General features: G+C 60.6%; 21 protein-coding genes and 1 pseudogene. 15 read left to right on the forward strand and 7 right to left on the reverse strand.

Going from position 1 to position 25,830, the window contains the following annotated elements:
• The first annotated feature begins 40 nt into the window (after nucleotides 1-40).
• From ACWNZ1_RS23575 to rarD, 3 genes are all read left to right on the forward strand, one after another.
• Nucleotides 41-1,936: a PhoX family protein gene (locus ACWNZ1_RS23575; RefSeq protein WP_135847500.1), complete on the forward strand. Its 1,896-nt coding sequence runs from the start codon at nucleotides 41-43 to the stop codon at nucleotides 1,934-1,936.
• 191 nt (nucleotides 1,937-2,127) lie between these two features.
• Nucleotides 2,128-3,102 (forward strand): serine/threonine protein kinase, encoded by a 975-nt coding sequence (locus ACWNZ1_RS23580; protein WP_135847502.1) that lies wholly within the window; start codon nucleotides 2,128-2,130, stop codon nucleotides 3,100-3,102.
• Nucleotides 3,103-3,303: 201 nt separating this feature from the next.
• The gene (gene rarD, locus ACWNZ1_RS23585) at nucleotides 3,304-4,191 is read left to right on the forward strand and encodes an EamA family transporter RarD (RefSeq protein WP_135847503.1); all 888 of its coding nucleotides are present in this window, start codon (nucleotides 3,304-3,306) and stop codon (nucleotides 4,189-4,191) included.
• Nucleotides 4,192-4,408: 217 nt separating this feature from the next.
• Here the strand turns inward: rarD and ACWNZ1_RS23590 are convergent, their stop codons facing one another.
• Nucleotides 4,409-4,927: a glycine cleavage system protein R gene (locus ACWNZ1_RS23590; RefSeq protein WP_135847504.1), complete on the reverse strand. Its 519-nt coding sequence runs from the start codon at nucleotides 4,925-4,927 to the stop codon at nucleotides 4,409-4,411.
• Nucleotides 4,928-5,464: 537 nt separating this feature from the next.
• Between ACWNZ1_RS23590 and ACWNZ1_RS23595 the strand changes: the two genes are divergently transcribed.
• Nucleotides 5,465-7,642, forward strand: a complete 2,178-nt coding sequence (locus ACWNZ1_RS23595) for a malate synthase G (RefSeq protein WP_456027921.1) — start codon at nucleotides 5,465-5,467, stop codon at nucleotides 7,640-7,642.
• A gap of 104 nt (nucleotides 7,643-7,746) precedes the next feature.
• Here the strand turns inward: ACWNZ1_RS23595 and ACWNZ1_RS23600 are convergent, their stop codons facing one another.
• Nucleotides 7,747-8,193 (reverse strand): response regulator, encoded by a 447-nt coding sequence (locus ACWNZ1_RS23600; RefSeq protein ID WP_135847507.1) that lies wholly within the window; start codon nucleotides 8,191-8,193, stop codon nucleotides 7,747-7,749.
• A 242-nt stretch (nucleotides 8,194-8,435) separates the two neighbouring features.
• On the opposite strand from ACWNZ1_RS23600, the gene ACWNZ1_RS23605 reads away from it, so the two are divergent.
• The 8 genes from ACWNZ1_RS23605 to ACWNZ1_RS23640 all read left to right on the forward strand — a co-directional run bounded on the left by ACWNZ1_RS23605 (nucleotide 8,436) and on the right by ACWNZ1_RS23640 (nucleotide 17,621).
• Nucleotides 8,436-10,376 carry a putative nucleotidyltransferase substrate binding domain-containing protein gene (locus ACWNZ1_RS23605; RefSeq protein ID WP_135847508.1) on the forward strand — a complete coding sequence of 647 codons (1,941 nt, stop codon included), beginning with the start codon at nucleotides 8,436-8,438 and terminating at the stop codon, nucleotides 10,374-10,376.
• Complete coding sequence (locus ACWNZ1_RS23610) at nucleotides 10,373-11,080, forward strand: 3'-5' exonuclease (protein ID WP_265072469.1); 708 nt, start codon at nucleotides 10,373-10,375, stop codon at nucleotides 11,078-11,080. The genes ACWNZ1_RS23605 and ACWNZ1_RS23610 overlap by 4 nt, the downstream gene beginning before the upstream one ends.
• 244 nt (nucleotides 11,081-11,324) lie before the next feature.
• Nucleotides 11,325-11,843, forward strand: coding sequence for an RNA polymerase sigma factor (locus ACWNZ1_RS23615; protein ID WP_135847510.1), 519 nt, complete (start codon nucleotides 11,325-11,327; stop codon nucleotides 11,841-11,843).
• Nucleotides 11,840-12,814, forward strand: a complete 975-nt coding sequence (locus ACWNZ1_RS23620) for a FecR family protein (protein WP_256453856.1) — start codon at nucleotides 11,840-11,842, stop codon at nucleotides 12,812-12,814. Before ACWNZ1_RS23615 ends, ACWNZ1_RS23620 begins: the two co-directional genes overlap by 4 nt.
• 204 nt (nucleotides 12,815-13,018) lie before the next feature.
• The gene (locus tag ACWNZ1_RS23625; protein ID WP_280944502.1) at nucleotides 13,019-15,457 is read left to right on the forward strand and encodes a TonB-dependent siderophore receptor; all 2,439 of its coding nucleotides are present in this window, start codon (nucleotides 13,019-13,021) and stop codon (nucleotides 15,455-15,457) included.
• Between the two features lie 141 nt (nucleotides 15,458-15,598).
• The gene (locus ACWNZ1_RS23630) at nucleotides 15,599-16,729 is read left to right on the forward strand and encodes a PepSY-associated TM helix domain-containing protein (RefSeq protein ID WP_135847513.1); all 1,131 of its coding nucleotides are present in this window, start codon (nucleotides 15,599-15,601) and stop codon (nucleotides 16,727-16,729) included.
• Nucleotides 16,726-16,905, forward strand: coding sequence for a hypothetical protein (locus ACWNZ1_RS23635; protein ID WP_135847514.1), 180 nt, complete (start codon nucleotides 16,726-16,728; stop codon nucleotides 16,903-16,905). Before ACWNZ1_RS23630 ends, ACWNZ1_RS23635 begins: the two co-directional genes overlap by 4 nt.
• A gap of 86 nt (nucleotides 16,906-16,991) precedes the next feature.
• Nucleotides 16,992-17,621: a glutathione S-transferase gene (locus tag ACWNZ1_RS23640; protein ID WP_135847515.1), complete on the forward strand. Its 630-nt coding sequence runs from the start codon at nucleotides 16,992-16,994 to the stop codon at nucleotides 17,619-17,621.
• Between the two features lie 183 nt (nucleotides 17,622-17,804).
• On the opposite strand, the gene creD is transcribed toward ACWNZ1_RS23640, so the two are convergent.
• The 3 genes from creD to creB form a co-directional block, all read right to left on the reverse strand.
• Nucleotides 17,805-19,178: a cell envelope integrity protein CreD gene (creD, locus tag ACWNZ1_RS23645; RefSeq protein WP_135847516.1), complete on the reverse strand. Its 1,374-nt coding sequence runs from the start codon at nucleotides 19,176-19,178 to the stop codon at nucleotides 17,805-17,807.
• A 177-nt stretch (nucleotides 19,179-19,355) separates the two neighbouring features.
• Entirely contained in the window at nucleotides 19,356-20,774 is a 1,419-nt protein-coding gene (gene creC / locus ACWNZ1_RS23650) for a two-component system sensor histidine kinase CreC (protein WP_135847517.1), read from the reverse strand.
• Nucleotides 20,774-21,454, reverse strand: a complete 681-nt coding sequence (gene creB, locus ACWNZ1_RS23655) for a two-component system response regulator CreB (protein ID WP_135847518.1) — start codon at nucleotides 21,452-21,454, stop codon at nucleotides 20,774-20,776. Before creB ends, creC begins: the two co-directional genes overlap by 1 nt.
• A gap of 179 nt (nucleotides 21,455-21,633) precedes the next feature.
• Here creB and ACWNZ1_RS23660 point away from each other — a divergent pair.
• Nucleotides 21,634-22,187: pseudogene (locus tag ACWNZ1_RS23660) on the forward strand (RHS repeat-associated core domain-containing protein); the annotation flags it as partial.
• Nucleotides 22,188-22,868: 681 nt separating this feature from the next.
• On the opposite strand, the gene rloA2 reads toward ACWNZ1_RS23660, so the two are convergent.
• A complete protein-coding gene (rloA2, locus tag ACWNZ1_RS23665; RefSeq protein WP_135847519.1) occupies nucleotides 22,869-23,375 on the reverse strand; it encodes a retropepsin-like aspartic peptidase RloA2 in 507 nt (168 codons plus the stop codon).
• Nucleotides 23,376-23,582: 207 nt separating this feature from the next.
• Here rloA2 and ACWNZ1_RS23670 point away from each other — a divergent pair, with 207 nt between their 5' ends.
• On the forward strand, nucleotides 23,583-24,470 hold the full coding sequence (locus ACWNZ1_RS23670) for an acyltransferase (RefSeq protein ID WP_135847520.1): 888 nt from the start codon (nucleotides 23,583-23,585) through the stop codon (nucleotides 24,468-24,470).
• Here the strand turns inward: ACWNZ1_RS23670 and ACWNZ1_RS23675 are convergent, their stop codons facing one another.
• Nucleotides 24,471-25,043: a DUF2780 domain-containing protein gene (locus ACWNZ1_RS23675; RefSeq protein ID WP_256453859.1), complete on the reverse strand. Its 573-nt coding sequence runs from the start codon at nucleotides 25,041-25,043 to the stop codon at nucleotides 24,471-24,473.
• Nucleotides 25,044-25,315: 272 nt separating this feature from the next.
• Between ACWNZ1_RS23675 and ACWNZ1_RS23680 the strand changes: the two genes are divergently transcribed.
• The gene (locus ACWNZ1_RS23680) at nucleotides 25,316-25,723 is read left to right on the forward strand and encodes a DUF3757 domain-containing protein (RefSeq protein ID WP_135847522.1); all 408 of its coding nucleotides are present in this window, start codon (nucleotides 25,316-25,318) and stop codon (nucleotides 25,721-25,723) included.
• The last annotated feature ends 107 nt before the right edge of the window (nucleotides 25,724-25,830 follow it).

The following is a 25,830-nucleotide window of genomic DNA, read 5'->3' on the forward strand; positions in this document are numbered from 1 at the left end:
CGCTTTAAGGTGACTGCCAAAACCAGCAGGGAGCCTGATGATGAGCCTATTAGAAGAAAACCAATCCACCGACCTGGAAAAGATCGTCGGCCTGAGCCGTCGTGGCTTCATCAGTGCCGGCGCACTGTGCGGCGCAGCGATGTTTCTGGGCGGCAACCTGCTGAGCCGCAGCGTCCTGGCCGCCGCCGTAAGCGAAGGCAACAGCAGGCTGCTGGGCTTCAACAGCATCGCCGCCGCCACGACGGACACCATCACCTTGCCGCAGGGCTACAAATCCTCGGTACTGATCAGTTGGGGCCAGCCACTGCAGAAAAATGCCCCGGCGTTCGACCCCAGTGGCAACGGCACCGCCCGTGCACAGGAAGTGCAGTTCGGCGACAACAACGACGGCATGAGCCTGTTCCCGTTCCCCGGCGACAACAACCGGGCGCTGATGGCGATCAACAACGAGTACACCAACTACCAATACCTGTTCCCTCACGGCGGCCAGCCACAGTCGGCCGAAGACGTGCGCAAGGCCCAGGCCAGCGAAGGCGTCTCGGTGATCGAAATCCAGCGTCGGCGCGGCCAATGGCAGTTCGTCCAGGAATCGCGCTACAACCGCAGGATCCACGGCAACACACCGATTCGCCTGCGTGGCCCAGCCGCCGGGCACGACCTGCTGAAAACCAGCGCCGACAAGAGCGGCAAGAAAGTGCTGGGTACCTTCCAGAACTGCGCCAACGGCATGACGCCTTGGGGCACTTACCTGACCTGTGAAGAGAACTTCACTGACTGCTTCGGCAGCAGCAAGTCGGACCTGCAGTTCGACGCGGCCCAGAAACGCTATGGCGCCACTGTCACCAGCAGTGAGATCAACTGGCACTTGCACGACCCGCGCTTTGACCTGGCGAAGAACCCCAACGAACTCAATCGCCACGGCTGGGTAGTGGAAATCGACCCGTTCGATCCGCAATCCACCCCGGTAAAACGCACCGCCCTGGGCCGCTTCAAACACGAAAACGCCGCCCTGGCGCAGACCAATGACGGTCGCGCCGTGGTGTACATGGGCGATGACGAGCGTGGCGAATTCATCTACAAGTTCGTCAGCCGCGAGCGCATCAATCACAAGAACGCCAAGGCCAATCGCAACCTGCTGGACCATGGCACCTTGTATGTCGCGCGCTTCGATGCCGGCGATGGCAACCCGGACCATCCCAAAGGCCAAGGCCAGTGGATCGAGTTGACCCATGGCAAGAACGGCCTCGACGCCAGCAGCGGTTTCGCCGACCAGGCCGAAGTACTCATCCATGCACGCCTGGCCGCCAGCGCCGTGGGTGCCACCCGCATGGACCGCCCGGAGTGGATCGTGGTCAGCCCGAAAGACGGCCAGGTCTATTGCACCCTGACCAACAACTCCAAGCGCGGCGATGCTGGCCTACCAGTGGACGGGCCGAACCCTCGGGCCAAGAACGTCTACGGGCAGATTCTGCGCTGGCGCACCGACCGCGACGATCACGCCGCCAAGACCTTCGCCTGGGACCTGTTCGTGGTCGCCGGCAACCCGACAGTCCATGCCGGCACGCCAAAGGGCGGTTCCTCCAACATCAATCCACAGAACATGTTCAACAGCCCCGATGGCCTGGGCTTCGACAAAGGCGGACGCCTGTGGATCCAGACCGATGGCGACTCGAGCAACGCCGGGGACTTCGCCGGCATGGGCAATAACCAGATGCTCTGCGCCGATCCCAACAGCGGTGAAATCCGCCGTTTCATGGTCGGGCCGGTGGGTTGCGAAGTGACCGGGATCAGCTTCTCGCCGGACTACAAGGCTATGTTCGTCGGGATCCAGCATCCCAGCGGCGGCTCAACCTTCCCCGAGCACTTGCCCAACGGTAAGCCGCGGTCGTCGGTGATGGTGATTACCCGCGAGGATGGCGGGGTCATCGGCGCCTGACACTTTGTGGCGAGGAGGCTTGCTCCCGCTGGGTTGCGCAACGACCCCATTTTTTGTGGGCGCTGCGCCCCCAAGCGGGAGCAAGCTCCCTCGCCACGAAGAGCAATTCAAGTCTCACCGATTAATCCCGACTGCTTTGCGCTACCATGCTGGGCCGGACGCGGCAGCCCTGCCGCTGCGCAGGAGTCAGCATGTCCCATCCGTTTGAAACCCTCACGCCCGACCTGGTGCTCGATGCCGTTGAAAGCATCGGCTTCCTCAGCGACGCCCGCGTGCTGGCTCTCAACAGCTACGAGAACCGCGTCTACCAAGTCGGTATCGAAGATGCCGAACCGCTGATCGCGAAGTTCTATCGCCCCCAGCGCTGGACCAACGAAGCGATTCTGGAAGAGCACAGCTTTACCTTCGAACTGGCCGAATACGAGGTGCCGGTGGTGGCGCCGCTGATCCACAACGGTGCCAGCCTGCACGAACACGCCGGATTTCGTTTCACCCTGTTTCCCCGTCGCGGCGGCCGTGCACCGGAGCCGGGCAACCTCGATCAGCTCTATCGCCTGGGACAATTGCTCGGGCGCCTGCACGCGGTCGGCGCGACCCGCCCGTTCGAGCATCGTGAAGCCTTGGGCGTGAAGAACTTCGGCCACGACTCGCTGGTTACCGTACTGGAAAGCGGTTTCGTGCCCCGCAGCCTGCTGCCGGCCTACGAGTCGGTTGCCAGGGACCTGCTCAAGCGTGTCGAAGAGGTCTACGCCGCCACGCCCCACAAGAACATCCGCATGCACGGCGATTGCCACCCCGGCAACATGATGTGCCGCGACGAGGTGTTCCACATCGTCGACCTGGACGACTGCCGCATGGGGCCGGCGGTGCAGGACCTGTGGATGATGCTCGCCGGCGATCGCCAGGAATGCCTGGGACAGTTATCGGAACTGATGGACGGCTACCGTGAGTTCCACGACTTCGACCCTCGGGAACTGGCGTTGATCGAACCGCTGCGAGCCCTGCGCCTGATGCACTACAGCGCCTGGCTGGCGCGACGCTGGGACGACCCGGCCTTCCCGCGCAGCTTCCCGTGGTTCGGCAGCGAACGTTATTGGGGCGACCAGGTATTGGCGCTGCGCGAGCAATTGGCGGCGCTCAATGAAGAGCCGTTGAAGTTGTTCTGATGTACCGCAGAATCATCCTGTGGGAGCGGGCTTGCTCACGAAAGCGCTGGGTCAGGCAAAATTGTGCTGTCAGACACGCCGCCTTCGCGGGCAAGCCCGCTCCCCCGGGGATCTGCGGTGATTGTGCACAATGCTCACAGCACGACCTGACAAATTTCCTTACAATCACGCTTTTGTTAGCTGCCTAAGCAAGGATTCTGCATGCAAGCCGCCAACCCGCGTCGCGGGTATATCCTGGGCCTGAGTGCCTACATCATCTGGGGTCTGTTCCCGATCTATTTCAAAGCCATCGCCAGCGTGCCGTCCGTGGAAATCATCATCCACCGGGTGCTGTGGTCGGCGCTGTTCGGCGCGGCGTTGCTGATGGTCTGGAAACACCCAGGCTGGTGGCGTGAACTGCGGGATAATCCGCGTCGCCTGGCGATCCTGGCCCTGAGCGGCACGCTGATCGCGGCCAACTGGCTGACCTACGTGTGGGCGGTGAACAACGAGCGCATGCTCGAGGCGAGCCTGGGTTATTACATCAACCCGCTGGTGAACGTACTGCTGGGCATGTTGATCCTGGGTGAACGGCTGCGACGCATGCAGTGGCTGGCAGTGGGGCTGGCGGCGGTCGGCGTAGCGCAGCAGGTCTGGCAAGTGGGCAGCCTGCCGTGGGTGTCGCTGGTGCTGGCGCTGACCTTCGGTTTTTATGGGTTGATCCGCAAACAGGCGCCCGTCAAGGCCTTGCCGGGGCTGGTGGTGGAAACCTGGATGCTGGTACCGATTGCCATTGCCTGGTTGCTGTTCAACCCGACGGCCACCAGTGCTCAACCCGCGTTTTGGACTACCTCCGAAGCCTGGTGGCTGGTGGCGGCCGGCCCCGTGACGCTGGTTCCGCTGGTGTGTTTCAACGCCGCGGCGCGGCATTTACCCTACACCACGTTGGGATTTCTCCAGTACATCGCCCCGACGCTCGTGCTGTTGCTTGCGGTGACGCTGTTCGGTGAGCATCTGTCGTCCAGCACGCTGGTGGCGTTCCTGTTTATCTGGGCCGGGCTTGCGGTGTACAGCGTCGACGCCGTGATCAGCATGCGCCGCCGCGCCTGATCAAATATTGCACAACTCTCCACAGGCCACGCCTGACGTGGCCTGCACTGATCTTTCCCAAGGTTATCCACAGCGTGATCCCCGCCGTTTGTGCACAAGCCCTTGAAAACTGATGATTTTTTGATCATTCCCCGCCGAAGCCCGGCGGGCTTGGGCTGGCGCCGGGTCTCTACAGGTTATCCACAGGCAGGCACAACTTTTCCTTGGATAACCCGCATCACGCTTCGTCGCTGAGTTTGAGCTCCACCATCAACTCATCGGCCAAGGTTTCCAGGTGCTTTTGCAACGTGTCCAGCGACAGCGTCAAAGGCACCCCGAGGATCGCTTCGGCGTGGAACAGCAACTCGCTGCTCATCGGCGCCGGCCGCACGTGGGTCACCAGGCGCTCGACGTTTACGCCCTGCTCACTCAGCAAACGGGTGATGTCACGCACGATGCCAGGGCGATCGTTGCCCACCAGTTCCATGGCGATGGGTTTCCAGTTGCAGGATTCTTCAAGGGCGCTTTCGGCGATCAACACGCGGATACCCTGGGTCGACAGCCCCTGCAAGGCTTCGATCAGTTCTCCCTGGGACTCGGCCGGGACGCTGAGGCGCAGGATCCCGGCAAACTGCCCGGCCAGGTGCGACATGCGGCTTTCCAGCCAGTTACCGCCGTGCGCGGCGATGCAGTCGGCAATGCGCTCGACCTGCCCGGGCTGGTCCGGGGCGAAAACAGTGATGACGAGGTGGTCCATGGCGCAGCCCTCTTGTTGTGGAAGAAACAGTATAGGCAGGTGATCGCGAGCAGACTGTGGGCCTGAGGATTTATACCTCACCCCTGTGGGAGCAAAGCTTGCTCGCGATACAGGCGCCTCGGTTCCAGTGGGATCGAGTGACTTTCATCGCGAGCAAGCTTTGCTCCCACAGGATGGCAACAGATACATCGTGTACAAACATCAAGATTTATCTGGAACAATCTGTTGGTTTTTTGAGAACATCCCATGCCTCGTCGTGACTGTACTGCTTTAGTCGGTCGCAGAACGACGCAATTAGTCTAATTTTCACAAGCGCAATTGATCATGTAGTATGCCGCAGCAAGCACTACATAACGTTGGACCGATGTCTGCTTAAGGCCAGTCGCATCCCTGAAAAGCCCCGTCAGCAAGGCTAAACACCCAGCCGCCAGCGATGGCATGTACTGGTTCCGGGGTTTGTGGTTTAAATGTCCCGAGGCTTCATTGTCAAAATCGAAGAGCTGAAAAGCGAAATAGCTGAGCAGAGTGAGGCAAGCAATGACTGAACACGTTCAAGTCGGTGGCCTGCAGGTCGCCAAAGTCCTGTTCGACTTCGTGAATAACGAAGCCATTCCCGGAACCGGTCTCACCGCCGACGCGTTCTGGGCCGGTGCCGACAAGGTCATCCACGACCTGGCCCCGAAGAACAAAGCCCTACTCGCCAAACGCGACGATTTCCAGGCGCGGATTGACGCCTGGCACCAGGCTCGTGCCGGCCAGGCCCACGACGCCGTGGCTTACAAAGCCTTCCTGCAAGACATTGGATACCTGCTGCCAGAAGCGGCGGATTTCCAGGCCACGACCCAAAACGTCGATGATGAAATCGCCCGCATGGCCGGCCCGCAACTGGTGGTGCCGGTGATGAACGCGCGTTTTGCCCTCAATGCGTCGAACGCCCGCTGGGGTTCGCTATACGATGCACTGTACGGCACCGACGCCATCAGCGAAGCCGATGGCGCGGAGAAAGGCAAAGGCTACAACAAGGTGCGCGGCGACAAGGTCATCGCCTTTGCCCGCGCCTTCCTCGACGAAGCGGCACCGCTGGCGGCCGGCTCCCATGTCGATGCCACCGGTTACAAGATCGTCGACGGCAAACTGGTGATTGCCCTCAAGGGCGGCAGCAACAGCGGCCTGCGTGACGATGCCCAACTGATCGGTTTCCAGGGCGACACCTCGGCACCGACCGCCGTGCTGCTGAAGCACAACGGCCTGCACTTCGAAATCCAGATCGACGCCAGCACCCCGGTCGGCCAGACCGACGCCGCCGGCGTCAAAGACATCCTGATGGAGGCCGCGCTGACCACCATCATGGACTGTGAAGACTCGGTCGCCGCCGTCGATGCCGATGACAAAGTGGTGATCTACCGCAATTGGCTCGGCCTGATGAAAGGCGACCTGGCTGAAGAAGTCGCCAAGGGCGGCCAGACGTTTACCCGCACCATGAACGCCGACCGTGTCTACACCACCGTCGACGGTTCGAGCGTGACCCTGCACGGCCGTTCGCTGTTGTTCGTGCGTAACGTTGGCCACCTGATGACCATCGACGCGATCCTGGACCAGCATGGCAACGAAGTGCCGGAAGGCATCCTCGATGGCCTGATCACCAGCCTGGCGGCGATCCACAGCCTCAACGGCAACACGTCGCGGCGCAACAGCCGCACCGGTTCGGTGTACATCGTCAAGCCGAAGATGCACGGTCCGGAAGAAGCGGCGTTCACCAACGAGCTGTTCGGTCGCGTCGAAGACGTTCTGAACCTGCCGCGCAACACCCTCAAGGTCGGGATCATGGACGAGGAGCGCCGGACCACGGTCAACCTCAAGGCCTGCATCAAGGCCGCCAGCGAGCGCGTGGTGTTCATCAACACCGGTTTCCTGGACCGCACCGGCGACGAAATCCACACCTCCATGGAAGCCGGCCCGATGGTGCGCAAGGCTGACATGAAAGCCGAGAAGTGGATTGCCGCGTACGAAAACTGGAACGTCGACATCGGCCTGAGCACCGGCCTGCAAGGTCGCGCACAGATCGGCAAGGGCATGTGGGCCATGCCGGACCTGATGGCCGCAATGCTGGAACAGAAAATCGCTCATCCAATGGCCGGTGCCAACACCGCGTGGGTACCGTCGCCGACCGCCGCTGCCCTGCATGCGCTGCATTACCACAAGGTCGACGTGTTCGCTCGTCAGGCCGAACTGGCCAAGCGGGCGCGCGCCTCGGTGGACGACATCCTGGCCATCCCGTTGGCCGTCAATCCGAACTGGACACCGGAGCAGATCAAGAACGAACTGGACAACAACGCCCAGGGCATCCTTGGCTACGTGGTGCGCTGGATCGACCAGGGCGTTGGCTGTTCCAAAGTGCCAGACATCAACGACATCGGCCTGATGGAGGACCGTGCGACGCTGCGTATCTCCAGCCAGCACATCGCCAACTGGCTGCGCCACGGCATCGTCACCCAAGACCAGGTGATGCAAAGCCTCAAGCGCATGGCGCCGGTGGTGGACCGCCAGAATGCCAGCGACCCGTTGTACCGTCCGCTGGCGCCGGACTTCGACAGCAACATCGCCTTCCAGGCGGCGGTCGAGTTGGTGGTCGAAGGCACCAAGCAGCCAAACGGCTACACCGAGCCGGTGCTGCACCGTCGTCGGCGCGAGTTCAAGGCGGCCAATGGGTTGTGATTGAGCAGTAAACGCAGCACAAGAAAAAGCCCTGGTCGAAAGATCAGGGCTTTTTTCATTGCAAGGGAAGGTATTGCCAAGCACTGCTTTTGTGGCAAGGAGATTTAGAGATCCATCCCCAACTCATGCTTGACCAACCCCAGCAATTTTTCCGTATCGATCGGCTTGAGCAGGAAATCCACCACGCTCAGGTGCATGGCTTCGATGGCGTCCTTCACGTCGGCGTCGCCGGACACGATGATGATCGGCAGCGCCGCCCGCTCCGACTCGCGCACCAGGCGGATCAGTTCCAGGCCATCAACGTTGCCCATGCGCAGATCGGTAATCAACAGCCCGATCGACGGCTTGGATTCCAGCATCTTGAGTGCTGTTTCGCCACTGGCGGCGGTCATGCAGTGAATGCCGTCCAGCGCCAGAATCTCCGAAAGCAGCTCGCGAGCGTCCTTGTCGTCATCGACGATCAAGACTCGCTGCGGCGGCAGGTCAGGCTCCAGCATGACGGCACTCAGCGCCTCGCGCTCGGCGTCACTCAAAATATCGTGGTCGGACATGGTGCTCTCTACGTTCTTTAAATCGATCCCCTGGCACAGTGGTCAGACATCGTTCTGCGGCGCTTCAATGTGCACTTCGTCGGATTTTTTTCCAAGAATATTTAATGAAGATTTTTCCCGCGCCAAACCCAGGATTTCTCGGCAGTCGCAACGACCTAGACTTACGTCCAATGGGCACCCCGCGCTCAGGGGCCGACCATGGGGAATAGTTCCGACCACAACAATTCGAAAAAGACTGCGTAATGGTTATGAAAAAAGCGGACGCTTTCATCCAGGCAGGGAAAACCGCGGTGTTGCAAAACATCCAGGGCACGTTGCAGTTTCTCCAGCGCTTCCCCCCGTTCAACCAAATGGAAAATGCCCACCTGGCCTATCTGGTGGAGCAATGCCTGCTGCGTTTTTACGCACCTGGCGAAAGCATCATCAAGCCGGCCGACGGCCCGGTGGAACACTTTTACATCGTCAAACAGGGCCGGGTGGTGGGCGAACGTCCGCATACGGCCAAAGGCGGCACCGAGACGACTTTTGAAATCACCACCGGTGAGTGTTTCCCCCTCGCTGCGTTGCTGGGCGAGCGCGCAACCCGCACCGAGCACCTGGCCGGCGAAGACACGTTCTGTCTGCAATTGAACAAACAGGCCTTCATCAAGCTGTTCGCCCTGTCGAGTCCGTTCCGCGACTTCGCCTTGCGCGGGGTCAGCAGCCTGCTCGATCAAGTTAATCAGCAGGTCCAGCAAAAGTCCGCGCAAACCCTGGGCACGCAGTACTCTCTCAATACACGGCTGGGTGAACTGGCAATGCGTCATCCGGTGAGCTGCAGCCCCGACATGCCGCTGCGCGAAGCCGTGAAGCTGATGCACGAGCAACAGGTCGGCAGCATCGTGGTGGTGAATGAGCAGAAAGCGCCGGTGGGGATTTTTACCCTGCGCGACCTGCGACACGTAGTGGCCGACGGCTCCGGGGATTTTTCCCAGCCCATCGCGGCACACATGACCCAAACCCCCTTTTACCTGTCCCCGGACCACAGCGCCTTCGATGCGGCCATCGCCATGACCGAGCGCCACATCGCCCACGTCTGCCTGGTCAAGGATCATCGTTTGTGCGGCGTGGTGTCGGAACGCGATCTGTTTTCCCTGCAGCGCGTCGACCTGGTGCATCTGGCCAGGACCATTCGCAGCGCCCAGAAGGTGGAAAATCTGGTGGCCCTGCGCGGCGAGATCGGCCAACTGGTAGAACGCATGCTGGCCCACGGCGCATCCTCGACCCAGATCACCCACATCATCACCCTGCTCAACGACCACACGGTATGCCGGGTCATCGAGCTGACCCTGGCCGACAAGGGCGATCCGGGCGTGCCATTCAGCTGGTTGTGTTTCGGCAGTGAAGGCCGCCGTGAGCAGACCCTGCACACCGACCAGGACAACGGCATTTTGTTCGAAGCACGGGACGCCGCCCATGCGGCGCAGATCCGTGGCCTTCTGCTGCCCATCGCCCAGCAGATCAACCAGAGCCTGGCCCTGTGCGGCTTCACCTTGTGCAAGGGCAACATCATGGCCGGTAACCCCGAGCTGTGCCTGTCCCGCGCCGAATGGGCCCGACGCTTTGCCGCCTTCATCCGCGAAGCGACCCCGGAAAACCTGTTGGGCTCGAGCATCTATTTCGACCTGCGGGTGGTCTGGGGCGATGAGCAGGGCTGCGAACAACTGCGCCAGCAGGTGCTCGCACAAGTGGCCGATAACCGTTTGTTCCAGCGCATGCTGGCCGAGAACGCGCTGCGCCATCGCCCGCCGGTGGGACGTTTCAGGGACTTCGTACTGAGCCGCAAAAACGGCGAAAAGGCCACCCTGGACCTTAAAGTGCAGGGCCTGACGCCCTTTGTCGACGGCGCCCGTTTACTCGCGCTGGCCAATGGCATCGAAGCCATCAATACCTTGGAGCGCTTGCGGCAACTGGTCATCAAGCAAGTGATCGAACCGCTCGACGGCGCGGCCTATGAAGAGGCCTACCACTTCATCCAGCAGACCCGCATGCAACAACATCAATTGCAAACCCGCGAGAACCTGCCCTATTCCAACCGCGTCGACCCTGACAGCCTCAATCACCTGGACCGGCGCATCCTGCGCGAATCCCTGCGCCAGGCCCAACGCCTGCAAAGCAGCCTGACGGTGAGGTATCAGCTGTGAGCCTGTTTTCCTGGCTACGTCCGGCCCAGCCGATGTTGCCCGAGGAAGTGCAGCAGCGCGTGGAAAGCTTGCTGGCGCCTTCGGCGTTGGGTGAGTGCAGCCTGCGAGAGCAGCGCTGGGTGGTGCTGGACCTGGAGACCACCGGGCTGAATCTGAATAAGGACCAGGTGCTGTCCATCGGTGCGGTGGTCATCGAAGACGGCGCTATCGATTTCAGTCAGCAGTTCGAACGTACCCTGCAATGCGACAAGCAGAAGCTCGGACCGAGCGTATTGATCCATGGCCTGGCCCCAAGCGCGATTGCCGCCGGCAGCCATCCGGCCGAGGCGTTGCTGGCGTTCATGGAGTTCGTCGGCGACAGTCCGCTGCTGGCGTTCCATGCGCCGTTCGATTCCCACATGCTCGGGCGGGCACTGAAGGATTACCTGGGTTATCGCTTGCAGCATACGTTCCTGGACGTGGCCGACCTGGCCCCCATGCTTTGCCCCCAGGCGAATATGCGCAAGGCCGGCCTGGATGAATGGATCGACTGGTTCAAGCTGCAAGTCTTCGACCGCCACAACGCCAGCGCCGACGCCCTGGCCACGGCGGAACTGGCGTTGATCCTGTTCAGCCGCGCCCGCCAGCAAGAGATCCAAAGCCCGCTTGACCTGCAACAGCGGTTGGGCCAGTGGAAACGGCGGCAGCAGGCGCCTTCGCTTTAGCCTGAGGCTTACGAACACACAGGCTTTTGTGGGAGCGGGTTTGCTCGCCAAAGCGGTGGGGCAGCTTGCATTAATGTTGAATGTACAGCCGTCTTCGCGAGCAAGCCCGCTCCCACATGAAAGCAGCATTCATTCCGGTGCTACACCCCACTAACACCGCCCGACCAGCGCCAATTGCTTTCCCTCCCACGCCTCTGCCACAATCGCGAACAATTCTCGTTACTTAAAGCGTCGGTGATGCCCCGTGTCGTCAGTCCCTAGCCCCCACAGTGATCTGGTTGGTGCGTTATACCGTGACCATCGCGGTTGGCTATTGGCCTGGTTGCGACGCAATGTGGCCTGTGCCCAGCGGGCCGAGGACTTGAGCCAGGACACCTTCGTGCGCCTGCTGGGCCGGGAAGAGCTCAAAGCGCCCCGCGAGCCCCGGGCATTCCTGGTGGCGATCGCCAAGGGGTTGTTGTTCGATTATTTCCGGCGGGCGGCCTTGGAGCAGGCTTACCTCACCGAACTGATGCTGATCCCCGAAGCCGAACAGCCCTCGGTGGAAGAACAGCAGATCATCCTCGAAGACCTCAAGCATATCGATCGCCTGCTCGGCAAACTATCGAGCAAGGCCCGCGCGGCCTTTCTGTATAACCGCCTCGACGGCCTCGGCCACGCCGAAATCGCCCAGCGCCTGGGGGTGTCGGTGCCACGGGTACGGCAGTATCTGGCCCAAGGCATTCGGCAGTGCTACATCGCACTTTATGGTGAGCCGACATGAGTCCGGCCCATGGCAAACCCGTCTCGGCCAGCGTGCTGGACGCAGCCATTGCCTGGCAGTTGTCGCTGGACTCAGGCAGCCCACAAGAGCACGAAGCATTCGCCCGCTGGCATGCCGCGGATGAAGAACACGCCCGCGCCTGGCGGCAGCTGGGCATGCTCGACCAGCGTTTCAGTGTTGCCAGTGGGCCGGCACGAGCCGCGTTGCTGCAATCGCGGGTGAGCATTCGACGCAGGGTACGCAAGGTCGGCAGCGGCCTGGCCAGCCTTGTCGCAGTCATCGGCCTGGCGCTGTTTGCCGGGGACCGCTACCTGCCGCTCAATTACTGGCTGGCCGACCAACGCACCGCCACTGGCGAGCAACGCACCCTCCGCCTGGGCGACGGCACGCTGATCAACCTCAACACCCACAGTGCCCTGGACGTGCGTTTCGATGACAAGCAGCGGCGCATCGTTCTGCAAGAAGGCGAGATCCTGGTGGAAACCGGCCACAACGACCCGCGCCCGTTTATCGTCGAAACCCGCGAAGGCAGCATGCGCGCCCTGGGCACCCGATTCCTGGTCAAGCGCGAGGACCAAGGCACGCGCCTGAGCGTGTTGAAATCCGCCGTGGCGGCGCATCCACAAGCAACGGACAGCGAACAGATTCTGCGTGAAGGCCAGCAGGTGCTGATGCGCCGCGACGGTCTCGAACCGACAGTGGCCCTGAACCCCGGCGCCGACGCCTGGACCCGCGGCATGCTGGTGGTAGACAACGCCCGCCTCGAAGATCTGGTCCATGAATTGGGACGCTATCGTCGTGGCTACTTGGGCGTAGAGCCACAAGTGGCTGACGTGCGCATCACTGGCAGCTTTCCGTTGCATGACACCGACCTGGCCCTGGCCGCGCTGCTGCCGACCTTGCCGGTGCAGGTCGAGTATCACACGCGGTGGTGGGTGGTGGTGGGCGCGCGGACCGAACCAAAACCCTGAGAGATCTGGGCCACCTTCGCGAGCAAGCCCGCTCCCACATGGGAATGCGAACGCCTGTGGGAGCGGGCTTGCTCGCGAAGAGGCCAGCAGCCTCAGCACTCTGCCAAAATCTGAATCTAAATTATTTTCATCCAGCCCTATCACTTTTCAATTTTCATCCGGCACTCAGGCAATTGAGAAATATTTCCATTCAGGAGCCGCCGTATGTCCCGCCCGCTAGACACCCTGTTGCGCCCCAGCCTGTTGGCCATCGCCATTGCCTTTGTCACCCCGTTGCTCAGCGGCCCACTGCTGGCTGCCGAACAGGCTTCCAACGTGCGCGCCTACAATCTGCCCGCCGCACCATTGGCCAGCACCCTGAACCAGATCGCCAGCCAGGCCGGCCTCGCCCTGAGCCTGAATCCGTCCCTGGCTTCGGGCAAAACCTCGGCACCGGTCCAGGGCCAGTTCGATGCCACGGGGGCATTGCGCGAGGCCCTGCGCGGCACCGGCCTGCAACTGGAACAGAGCAGCGCCGGCACCTACAGTCTGGTGGCCGTGCCTGAGGGCGCGATGGTCCTGCCGGAAACCAGCGTGATCGGCGCCGGTTTCAGCGAAACTGCGTGGGGCCCGACCGAAGGCTATGTCGCCACCCGCACCGCCGCCGGCACCAAGACGGATACGCCGATTGTCGAACTGCCGCGCTCGGTGTCCGTGGTGACACGCCAGCAGATGGAAGATCGCTCCGTGCTCAACCTCAATGACGCCCTGCGCTACACCGCTGGCGTGCAGAGCAGCGGCTATGGCTCGGACTCGCGCAACGATTGGCTGCTGGTGCGAGGCTTCATACCGACCCAGTTCCTCGACGGCCTGCCGCTGCCCAAAGGTAACTACATCACACCGAAAATCGAGCCCTGGAACCTTGAACGCATCGCCGTGCTGCGTGGCCCGGCCTCTTCGGTCTACGGCCAGACGCCCCCTGGCGGCATGCTCGACATGGTCAGCCGTCGCCCACAAGCCGAGAGCAGCCACGAAGTCGAACTGCAGGCCGGTAGCTACGAACACAAGCAGATCAACTTCGACAGCACTGGCAAGGTCGATGACGAAGGCCAGTTCCTTTATCGAGTCAGCGGCACCGTGCGCGACAGCAATTCCCAGGTCGATCACATCCCGGACAAACGCTACAACCTTGCCCCGAGCCTGACCTGGAACATCAACGACGACACCCGCCTGACCTTCCTGTCCCAGTACACCCGCGATGACACCGGCATCACTGGACAATTCCTGCCGCTGCAAGGCACCAAGCTGTCCTCACCGGCGGGCAAGATTTCCCATCACAAGAACCTGGGCGACCCGGACTGGGAATTCTACGATCGCACCTATTACGCGCTGGGTTACGCGTTTGAACATCGTCTGAGCGACACCTGGCAGTTCCGTCAGAACCTGCGTTACACCAAGAGTGATCTGGAAACCCAAGGCATCTCCGCCGGTGGGCAATTCTGGCCGGCGGGTCCTGATGAAGCGGTGAGCGCCGATGGCACGGTCAAGCGCAGCGCCAGTGTCATTGACGAAGACATCAGTCAGTTCGCCGTGGACAACAACTTCCAGGCCGACTTCCAGACTGGCGCGTTGACTCACACCCTGCTGCTGGGCCTGGACCACCAGCGCTCCAACAGCAATTCGCACTGGGATTGGGGTTCGACTGGCGTACCGACCAGCAACATCCACAACCCGATCTACGGACAGGACTTCTCCAACGTCCAGTATTTCACCATGTACGACTACAACCAGAAGACCAACCAGACCGGCCTGTACGTTCAGGACCAGATCGCCCTGGACAACTGGCGCCTGACCCTCGGCGGTCGTGAAGACTGGATTCACACCGGCACCGTGTTCCACAACCAGAACGATGCGACCAACACCCAGCGCGACAAGAAATTCAGCGCTAACGCAGCGCTGAGCTATGTCTTCGATAACGGTGTGACGCCCTACATATCCTTCGCCCAGTCGTTCCAGGCAGCGGCGGGTTCAACCGTCAACAGCACCGAAGCCTTCAAACCCACTGAAGGCGAACAATACGAAGCCGGTATCAAGTATCAGCCGCCGGGCACCAAGACCCTGCTCACTGCGGCGGTGTTCGACCTGACCCAGAAAAACAACTCCGTCACCGAAAACAGCATCACCCGCCAGGTGGGCGAGGTACAGGTACGCGGCCTGGAGCTGGAAGCCTCGGGCGATGTGACCGACAACCTGAAGCTGATCGGTTCCTACACCTACAACGACAGCGAAATCACCAAAGGCACTGCGGCTGAAAAAGGCAAGCGCATGGCCCAGGTGCCACGTAACCAGGCCACCGCCTGGGCCGATTACACCTGGCACAACGGCCCGCTCGACGGCTTTGGTATCGCCGCCGGTGTGCGATATGTCGGCGACACCTACGGCAACACCACCAACACCGATTGGGGTCATGTCGGCTCCTACACCGTGTACGACGCATCGGCCCATTACGACCTGGGTCGCCTGAACAATTCGCTCAAAGGTGTTTCGGTGGCAGTGGATGCGAAGAACATTTTCAACAAGGATTACCTGTCCACTTGCGATGGCTTTTATTGCTACTACGGCGACCAACGCAACGTCGTCGCCAGTGTGAATTACAAGTGGTAGGCGGTTAGCGTGTGGGAGCAAGGCTTGCCCGCGATGGAGGCGACTCGGTTTCTAAAGGGCCGCGTCGCCTGTTTCGCGGGCAAGCCTTGTTCCCACGGATAAATCCCTCGCCACAGGTGCCCTTTTGCATTCGGATCAATCATGAAAAGCAAAACCATCCGCCGCTGGTCCTTTGTCCACACCTGGACCAGCCTGATCTGCACAGTGTTTCTGCTGATGCTGGCGATCACCGGGCTGCCGTTGATCTTCCATCATGAAATCGAACACCTGCTCGGCGATGCTCCCGAGTTTCGGCAAATGCCGACTGACACGCCGCAGTTGGACCTGCAACAACTGGTGGAAAAAGCCAAGGCCCATCGCCCGGGTGAAGTGGTCCAGTACTTTGGCTGGGACGATGACGACCCCAACGGCATCATCACCATCATGGCGCCAACACCCGGCACCGAGCCCAATTCGTCCCACACTTTCATGCTCGATGCACGCACCGGCGAGGCCCTGGCAATGCCCTCGGCCAATGGCGGTTTCATGATGGTCATGCTGCGCCTGCACGTGGACATGTTCGCCGGGCTGCCGGGCAAGCTGCTGCTGGCGTTCATGGGATTGCTGTTCGTGATTGCCATCGTGTCCGGAGTGGTTTTGTACCTGCCGTTCATGCGGCGCTTGAAGTTCGCCACGGTGCGCCAGGACAAATCCACGCGCCTGCGCTGGCTCGACCTGCACAACCTGATCGGCGTGGTCACACTGGTCTGGGCGCTGACCGTCGGCGTTACCGGCGTCATCGCCGCGTGCGCCGACCTGATCATCGCCGCCTGGCGCAACGACAGCCTCAGCGCCATGGTCGAACCCTACCGCAACGCCCCGCCGCTGACGCAACTGGCACCGGCAACCCGCTTGCTGGACATCGCCAAAGAAGCCGCGCCGGGCATGGAACCGAGCTTCATCGCCTTCCCCGGCACCCTGTTTTCCAGCGAGCACCACTACGGCGTGTTCATGAAAGGCAGTACCCACCTGACCTCGCATTTGCTGACCCCGGTACTGATCGACGCCAGTACCCTCGACGTCACCGCCGTGGCCGGACGGCCGTGGTACATGGACGTCATGAGCCTGTCGCTGCCGCTGCATTTCGGCGACTACGGTGGCCGGCCAATGCAAATTTTCTGGGCGACGTTGGACGTGCTGACCATCATCGTCCTGGGTAGCGGCGTCTACCTGTGGGTGGTGCGGCGTAAAACAGCCAAGCATGCGGCAGTCGCCGCGCAGGTGGTCTCGTGAGGCCTCGACAGTCAAGTTTCTGGAAGGTGTTTGGCATCCCCCTGATGATTGGCGTGCTTAGCGCTGCGGGGCTGTTTTCGGCGTTGCTGGGCGATGGGGCGTGGGATGCCGTGAGCTGGGTGGGGTTGGGATTGCCGACGGTGCTGGGAACCTGGGGATTGATCAAGCGCGGATGACTTCAGCCCGCTCCCACACCGGAACTCGCCAGCCGCCTTGGAACTGTCTAGGCTAAGCCTCCGCCCGTTAAATCGAGGATCCCCGCATGTCAGCCCCCAGCATGACGCTGTTCCACAACCCCGCCTCACCCTTTGTTCGCAAGGTTCTGGTCTTGCTGCACGAAACCGGTCAGCAAGACCGCGTGGCGCTACAACTCAGCCAGCTCACGCCGGTCAAACCGGATCGGGCCCTGATCGATGAAAACCCCTTGAGCAAGATCCCGGCCCTGCGCCTGGCCAACGGCAGCGTGATCCATGACAGCCGCGTCATCCTCGATTACCTCGACCACCAGCACGTCGGCAACCCGCTGATCCCTCGGGATGGCGCGGCCCGCTGGCGGCGTCTGACCCTCGCCTCCCTGGCCGATGGGATCATGGATGCGGCCGTGATGATCCGTTACGAAACCGCCCTGCGCCCGGCGGAAAAACACTGGGACGAATGGCTTGATGCACAACGGGACAAGATTCGCCGGGCCCTGGCCATGCTCGAAGCCGAGGCGATTGCCGAACTGGCCTGTCATTTCGACGTGGCGTCCATCAGCGTGGCCTGCGCCTTGGGCTACCTGGACCTGCGCCATCCCGATCTGGAATGGCGCAAGGCCAATCCGCAACTGGCGGCATGGTTTGCCGAGGTCAGTTTGCGGCCTTCGATGGTTGAGACGGTGCCCAGGGTTTAGTGCTGCGTTAGCCTTACCGGCCTCATCGCGGGCAAGCCTTACTCCCACATGGGCTCCGCTCCACCTGTGGGAGCAAGGCTTGCCCGCGATGGCGGCGCACCGGATCCAAAGGAAACAACCCGGCAATCTGCATCACCAATACCTCTCGCACTCGCTGGTCCTCACGCAACCCCAACGACCGGCTCATTTCACCTCTCCCAGATCAAAGCTCATGGCCGCGGCCGACTTTGACCCAACGCCATACCAGTCCAATTTGCGGGTCAGCACCATGAACACGCCCAACAGGCTGAACAGCAACAGCGAACCCATCAACAGCGCGTAATCCTCAGCGCTCAGCAAGCCATAGAGCAAACCGTACAACCCCGCCAACCCCACCGAGAACCCCAGGCCGTGGCTCACGCTGCGCAGCACATGGCAGACATAAAAGCCGATCAGCAACACACAAGCACTCGCCGATACCAGGTACGCCGGGGCAAAGCCGATGTGCTCCGACAGTGACAACAGCAGCAGGTAGAAGAACGCCAGCGCCACGCCCACCAAGGCGTACTGGACCGGGTGCACCGCCAGGCTCTTGAGCACTTCGAAGAGGAAGAAACCGGCGAAGGTCAACGCGACGAACAACAGCGCATATTTGATCGCCCGATCGGTCTTGAGGTACTGGTCCACCGGGTCGATGAAACTCACGCCAAAGGCACGGCTGCGGAACGCTTCACAGCCATCGCTGGGCTCGCAGGCTTGCAGTGTTTCCAAGAGGTTGGTGGAGAAGAACGAGGTCTGCCAATCGGCGTTGAAACCCTGTTCATTGATCTCACGTTTGATCGGTAAATAGTTGCCGATGAAGCTGGGGTGCGGCCAGTCAGCCGACAGGTGCACCTTGGTGGATTTACCCACTGGCAGAATCTGGAACTCGCCAGTACCTTGCAGGCGCAGGTCGAAACCGAAGGTCAGCTCCGGGCCGCCCTGGGCGGTAATCATCGGCAACGGCACATGCACCCCCTGCCCCAGCCAACCGAGCCGCGAGCCCGGCAGGAAATCGACGGTCTGCTGGTTGAGCGTCAGGGTCAGCGCATTTTCGATGCCACGGATGTCGCTGATGCCCACGCTCAGGTACGGTTCGTCGAAGCGGTAATCGGCAAAGTCCTTGGCGGCGACACCGTAGCGCTCAGGCACCTTGAAGCGGCCATCGATCCGGTTGTCGGCATGGAACAACCGCGCTTCGTAGATCCCCCGGGCACGGGTTTCGGTACGGACCTGGCCGTCGAGCTCGAACTCTTCCGGCAAAAAATACAATTCGCCCGTTCGCTCGACGGTTTCCAGGAAACGCACGCCGGTCTTCTCATTGGTGTTCCAGACCCGCACGTTCTTGCGAAACGGCACCACAATCATCGGCCCGATGAGTTGCTGGCTATGGCTGGAACTGCGGGCGATGTCCTGCAACACACCGTCGCGCAGCTCCTGGCGCTCGTCGATGAGGCCATTGATCATCAACAGCGGGATCATCAGCAAAAGAATCAGTAGGGCAATCATGCCCAGTTTTATGGCGAGGCTGCGGTTCATGTGGGGCTCTCCCTGTTCGTATGGGGGAGAGTCTGGGGTGGCTGTGTGCTGGGCTTATGGAGAGATTATGGAGATTGTGTGGAGACTGGACGGCCCCCTTCGCGAGCAAGCCCGCTCCCACAAGGACTGCACTGAACCTGTGGGAGCGGGCTTGCTCGCGAAGGCCGCGCCTCGGTTTCAGGGCAACCGCAACACTACCTCAACACCACCCTCGACATTGCCAATACTGAATGCCCCTCCATGCAGCTGCACCACTTCTTCCACAAAGTTAAGCCCCAGGCCGGTGCTCTTGCGACCGCTGTCCGGGCGTGGCAGGGAGTAGAAGCGCTCGCTCAGGCGCGGTAGGGCATAGTCGGGAATCGCTTCGGCCTGATTGAACAGGCGGATCTCGACGCAACTTCCCATGCGCTCGGCGCTGATGCGCAGCAGTCCGTTGACGGGGGTGAAGTCCAGGGCATTTTCCAGCAGATTGCCCAAGGCCTGACGCAACAGAAACGCCTCGCCCGTCAGCATCAGGTCGGCGGCGATGTGCCGCTCGATCCGCAACTGCCGACTTTCAATCCAGCCACCGCGAGCTTCCAGCAGTTCTTCCATCAACGCCGCCAACGGCACCGCAATTTTTTCCTCCAGCCCCTGGCGCTGCTCGATCTGGGCCAGGTTGAGCAACCGTTCGATCAGTTGCTGCATGCGCACGCTTTCACTGTCGATATTGCTGACGAAGCGCTGGTGCTGGGCGGCGGGCATGTCACTTTGCAGCAGCTCGGCGGCGCCGCGAATCGCCGCCAGCGGGCTCTTGAGTTCGTGGGTCAACGTATGCACGTAGCGCTCAACGTAAGCCTTGCCTTCGAGCTGGGTACGCATGTGCTCCACCGCACCCGCCAGTTGCTCGAACTCGCCGCCGCGATAATGCGGCACCTCCACCCGACGGCCCTGGCTGACCGCCTGGGCGTAGCTCGTCAGGCGCCGCAATGCCGCGCTGAGCCACCACGACAGCAAGCCGCCCAGCAGCAAGCCCAAGGCGACCAACCCGGCGCCATACGCCAGCAGACGCCGCTCCGTGCGATCGATATAAGGCTGTAGCGAGCTGTTGGGCTTGGCCACGGTGACCACACCAATGATCCGGCCGTTGTCGCGAATCGGCGCGCCGACGTGCATCACCGACGACGCCGGGTCGTCGGCAACGCTGCGGGTCGAGCGAGCGCCGTAGTGGCCGCGCAGGGTCAGGTAGACGTCGTTCCAGCGCGAATAATCCTCGCCCACCGCCACGCCACTGGAGTCGAGCACCACGATGCCCTTGGCGTCCGTGACATAAATGCGGTGGCTGACCTGGTTCTTCGGCAACCCCCAGATCGTCGCCGCCGGCTGGCGCTCGCCGTAGGCCTTGAGCAACTGCGGCCAACGATTCTGGTTGAGGGTGCCGGCCTTGAAATCGTCCCGCAGGATCTCGGCCATCAGGTTGGCCGTATCCACCAAGGTTTCTTCGGTGGACTGGCGCACGCCGGGGCGGATCTCTTCCATCACCGTGTTGAGCACGAAATAGCCAGTCAAACCGATGAACAGCACATACACCAGGAAAATCCGGATCCCCAGCGACATCAGCTGTGCCCCGGGCTGTAGCTGTAGCCCAGGCCCCGATGCGTCTGGATCGGCTCGGCCTCGGCCCGGACCAGGCGCAACTTGGCGCGCACGCTCTTGATGTGACTGTCGATGCTGCGTTCGTAGCCGGCATCACTGGCCACGCCCAAGGCGTCGAGCAGTTGTTCGCGACTGAAGACCCGTTCGGGTTGCTCCAGCAGACAATTGAGCAAGCGGAATTCGTGGCGAGTGAGGTTCAGCGGTTTGCCGCGATAGTTGATCTGCACACGGTCGGCATCGACCTGAAACAACCCCATGCCCGGCTCCACTGCTGGACGCGGCGCCACGCGCTTGAGGATCGCCCGTACCCGGGCCGCCACCTCGCGAGGACTGAAGGGTTTGACCACGTAATCGTCGGCACCGATTTCCAGGCCCACGACCCGGTCGATCTCGCCATCCCGGGCTGTAAGAAAGATGACTGGAACGTCGCTGAAACGTCTGAGATTTTTACAAGTCTCGAAACCGCTGATATCCGGCAGACCCACATCGAGGATGATCAGGTCCGCCGGGGTGTTTTTCTGGTGTTCCAGGGCTGCGACACCGAGGTTCAGCCAAGTAGTGTCGAAGCCCTCGCCCTGCAGGGCAAACACCAGTGTATCGGCGATGGCTGCTTCGTCTTCGACAATCAGAATATGAGGCATGTCTTGCGAGCCCGACAGTAAAGTTGCCGGAACGGTGCCCCAAGCCTCGGGACACGTCAATCGGCAGTCGAGTTTGTGGCTGGTACGGTGTCGCACCTAACAGTTCTGATAGTAGGCAACTGCTGAAAAACGGCTGATGCTGAAGGCCGACTTTTTGAACTGCAGATGGAGCTTAGTCGATGGCACCCTCCCATCGCGAAACCGTACTGTGCCGCTACCGCTACGATCCGCTGGATCGCGTGGTCAGTCGTACCCTATCTGCTCAGGCCGGCATTCAGTGTTTTTATTGCAAAAGCCGATTGGCTACGGAGATACAGGGCGCAGTGCAACATAGCATTTTCCAGCACGACGATCAGTTGCTGGCGCAACTTGGACGCGAGGATGTCACGGTCGGTACTTCCCTGCTGGCGACCGACCAACAGCGTTCGGTATTGAATGTGCTTGATGCAACCGGGTCCCATCCCCCCCTCGCCTATACGCCCTACGGCCATCGCCCAGCGGAAAATGGTTTGCTCGGTTTGCTTGGGTTTAATGGTGAGCCGCCCGATCCGGTGACAGGGCATTATTTATTGGGTAACGGGTATAGGGCTTTCAATCCGGTGTTGATGCGATTTAACAGTCCGGACAGTTTGAGCCCGTTTGGGAAGGGGGGGGGGTGAATACGTATGGCTATGGTATAGGGGACCCTATTAATCGGAGCGATCCGACAGGGCACATTCCACCCTTTCATAAAATCGCCAAAAAACCGCCTACACTCGGGGCAACTACCTCAACACTTACCGGAGCGCGGGGTGGACGAGTCACCAAGCGTATTCCAAATCCAAAGCCAGCTATAACGGGAACCCATACAGAAATACGAGCCCTAGTGGAAATCGCAGAAGCTAATGAGAAAAAATTAGGGCGGCACGATTTCTTTACCCCTAACAAACTTCCAACCGACGACCCAATACTACTTTGGAACCTATATCAGGCCCTTAAAACAGCACAAAATTTTCAGAAACATCCAAGCATATATAAAAAGTTAACTGGCCTACGACCTGACGGCACCAAAATACTTAGCACTCTACCTTTTGACACAAGGGTCAATTTTGCGGAAAGCTTAAGTCTCACAGCAAACGTCAGAATGGTAAACAATTTCCTTCGCGAGAACGGGTTACCTCAAACAGCAAAGTCAACTCACGGAAAGGGGGTCCTCAACGCAAAAAGAGCCCGCTTTAACTATATATACAACTCTATCGGACTCGACTTAACACGCAACGTTACCGAACTCGACTTAAGGCAAAAGATCAACTAACCTCGAGCGCATTAAAACATCACAAACTTATACACAACCCTACAAAAACTCCACGTTGCCCAAGCTCCGGAAAAGCACCTATCTTTTCGGAGCCTTGATCGGCATTTCTAAACCAGGCTATCAGCAGTCCGGCTTATCTGCCGTAAACCGCCGCGCCGGGTTCACCGCCGCGCCGAACTCACGCAATGCCTTGGCACCAATCAACAACGGGTAATTGAAACTGCTGCGGTCGGTCAGGTTGACCTCGACCGTGCGCCTGACGTTACCCAGGCACAACTCCAGATCGACCACCGGACGCTTGGTGGGGGCGATTTTTTCGTCGTCGTCTTCATCTTCTTCGGAACGGGTCTTGATCTTGCTGATGCGCGCGATCTTGTGCTCGTAAACCTTGTTGCTCGCATCCTTGGTCGCCAGGCGGAACCGCACCCAGTCGTCACCGTCGCGGGTGAAGGTTTCGATGTCCTTGGCCGACAGCGACGCGGTCAGGGCGCCGGTGTCCATCTTGGCCTTGAGCACCTCGCCACCGATTTCCGGCAACGCGATGTATTCGTAGCGCCCGTACAGGGTCGGCTCGGCGGCCAGCACTGGAAGGGCCACCAGGGAAAGCAGGGCGAGAAAGGATTTCATGCAAGAGGGCTTCCTGTGTGGGTGGGATTTTAGACCGTGGCCGATGGATTCGTTCGGTTGATCGCGCACCTGTGGCCTGGGATTGCTCCCTGGCCACAAAAGCGGGTCCAGCCTACCCGAACCAACGTGAAACTTTCGTCCACGCGATTTGGCCTGCCGCCCGAAGCTGCTTATCATGGCCCGCCCATCTGTTTGCAAGAGTCATGTATGCGCCGCCTGCTCACCGGCTGTTTCGTCACCCTGCTGCTGTTACTCAACACCCTGGTGCTGTTCGGCCCGCTGATGGTGTTCGCGTTGCTCAAACTGGTCCTGCCCGGACGTTTTCGCGACTACGCCTCGTGGGCGGTGATGTGGATCGCCGAGACCTGGGCCGAGATCGACAAGCTGATCTTTGCCCTGTGCATCCCCACCCGCTGGGACATTCGCGGCGGCGGTAACTTGCGGCGCGACACCTCCTACCTGGTGATCAGCAATCACCAATCCTGGGTCGACATCCCCGCCCTCGTCCAGACCCTCAACCGGCGCACGCCATTCTTCAAGTTCTTCCTCAAGAAAGAACTGGTCTGGGTGCCCTTCCTGGGACTGGCCTGGTGGGCGCTGGACTATCCGTTCATGAAGCGCTACACCAAGGCCTTCCTGGCCAAGCATCCGGAACTGGCCGGCAAGGATCTGGAAATCACCCGGCAGGCCTGCGAGCTGTTCAAGCGCCAACCGGTCACCGTGGTGAACTACCTCGAAGGCACGCGCTTCACCGCCGCCAAAAGCCAACAGCAACAGTCACCCTTCACCCACCTGCTCAAGCCCAAGGCCGGCGGCGTGGCGTTCGTGCTGGCGGCGATGGGTGAACAACTGGACGCGGTACTGGACGTGACCGTGGTCTATCCGCAAGACCGTATTCCCGGGTTCTGGGACTTGATCAGCGGCGCGGTACCCCGGGTCATCATCGACATCCAGACCCGAGAACTGGACCCAGCGCTGTGGCAGGGCGATTACGAAAATGATCCGGTGTTTCGCCAGTTTGTACAGGATTGGGTCAATCAGCTGTGGACTGAGAAGGATCGGCGTATTGCGGCTTTGCGCAGCGAGCGTGGCTGATCAGATACCTGCGCCCCAAATACCCCCCAGGCTCTGCAGCAACGAACTGCCCACACCCTGCTGGCCTAGGTACTGGAGGATTACCGGGGCAAACTGCCCGATCATGCCGCTGTCCATGCCCAGCGCACTGAAGGCAGTAGTCAGATCGTTGGTGTCCTTGACGTTCCCCAGCAATCCGTCGAGTAACGCGTTTTTATCCGATCCGCCACCGAGTAAACCGCCCAGGCCATTGAGCCCACCGATGGCGCTGTTGCCGGCGATCTGATCGAGGCCCGGCACACTTCTACTCAACTCGGAAAACTGCGGCTCGCTGAGCCGGTTCTTTGCCAGCCCCAGCATCGCACCGGCACCGCCGATGGCCTGTTCCGGCGTGATCTTGAGTTCCGATCCCAGGGTATTGAGCAACCCGGCGGCTTTCGGCGCGGCGGCCACGGCGCCCTCTGCCTGCTCGCCTTGATTACCTTGCATCGCCGATACCACATTGGCCGCATCACTGAGGCTGAACTGCGCGAAGGCCGGGCCGGCTGCCAGCGTCAGCAGGCAGGACAGTGCAAAACCGCGTGAAACCTTCATCCGAACACCCTCTTGAACCCTGAAAAAACCGCCCATGAGGGGCGGCGCAAAATCGAGCGTTGGACTGGGGTGGACGAGGATTGTTCCACCCTGCGACTGACTTCTGAATCCGATCCGTTTTCACGAAACACTGGGGGTGTTATCGCCAAGTGCGATTAAATCAAGGTCAGTTGATTCCAAATCAACATAGACAACTGTCAGCACTGACAGTAGCCCTCCCCCAGACATAGCCGCAAACATGTCGCCGATAGAAAAAATCGGGGGATAGGCAAATGCGAAACTTAATGACTGGCGGCGGCGCCGGAATACTCCTGCTGATGATCGGCCATGTCCACGCCGGTGAAATAACCTGTCCGGCCGTGACACAAATTCATCACAACACCGAATCGGTGGAAGTTCAGGATCATCGCGAGTGGCAGAGCCAGAGCCTGGTAGAAGTGGTCGACCCAGCGCGGTGGCAATTCAACGGAGCCGAGTTCGCGGTCCATGAAGCTGACGGCGACGGCCAGGCGCCGACCAGGGCGACCATTACTTGCAAGTACGGTGAGCTGAATCTCACACTGGAATATCTCCAGGTCCAAGAAACGACATCATTGCCGTGGGCGGATAATCGTTGCGAAAGCCCGGACACCCATATGTGCAGACTCATCAATGCCGACTATTTCAGCTTGAGTTTCTGACCCTGAAAAACCATGGTTTACTCGCGCCAACGCGCCTCTGTTCAAAGGCCCCTGCCCTTGGCTGATCAGGTACCGTACAGTGCGGCTACTTCCAGCAGAGCTTGCCT

It is taken from the genome of Pseudomonas sp. CFBP 5748, from assembly GCF_053850495.1.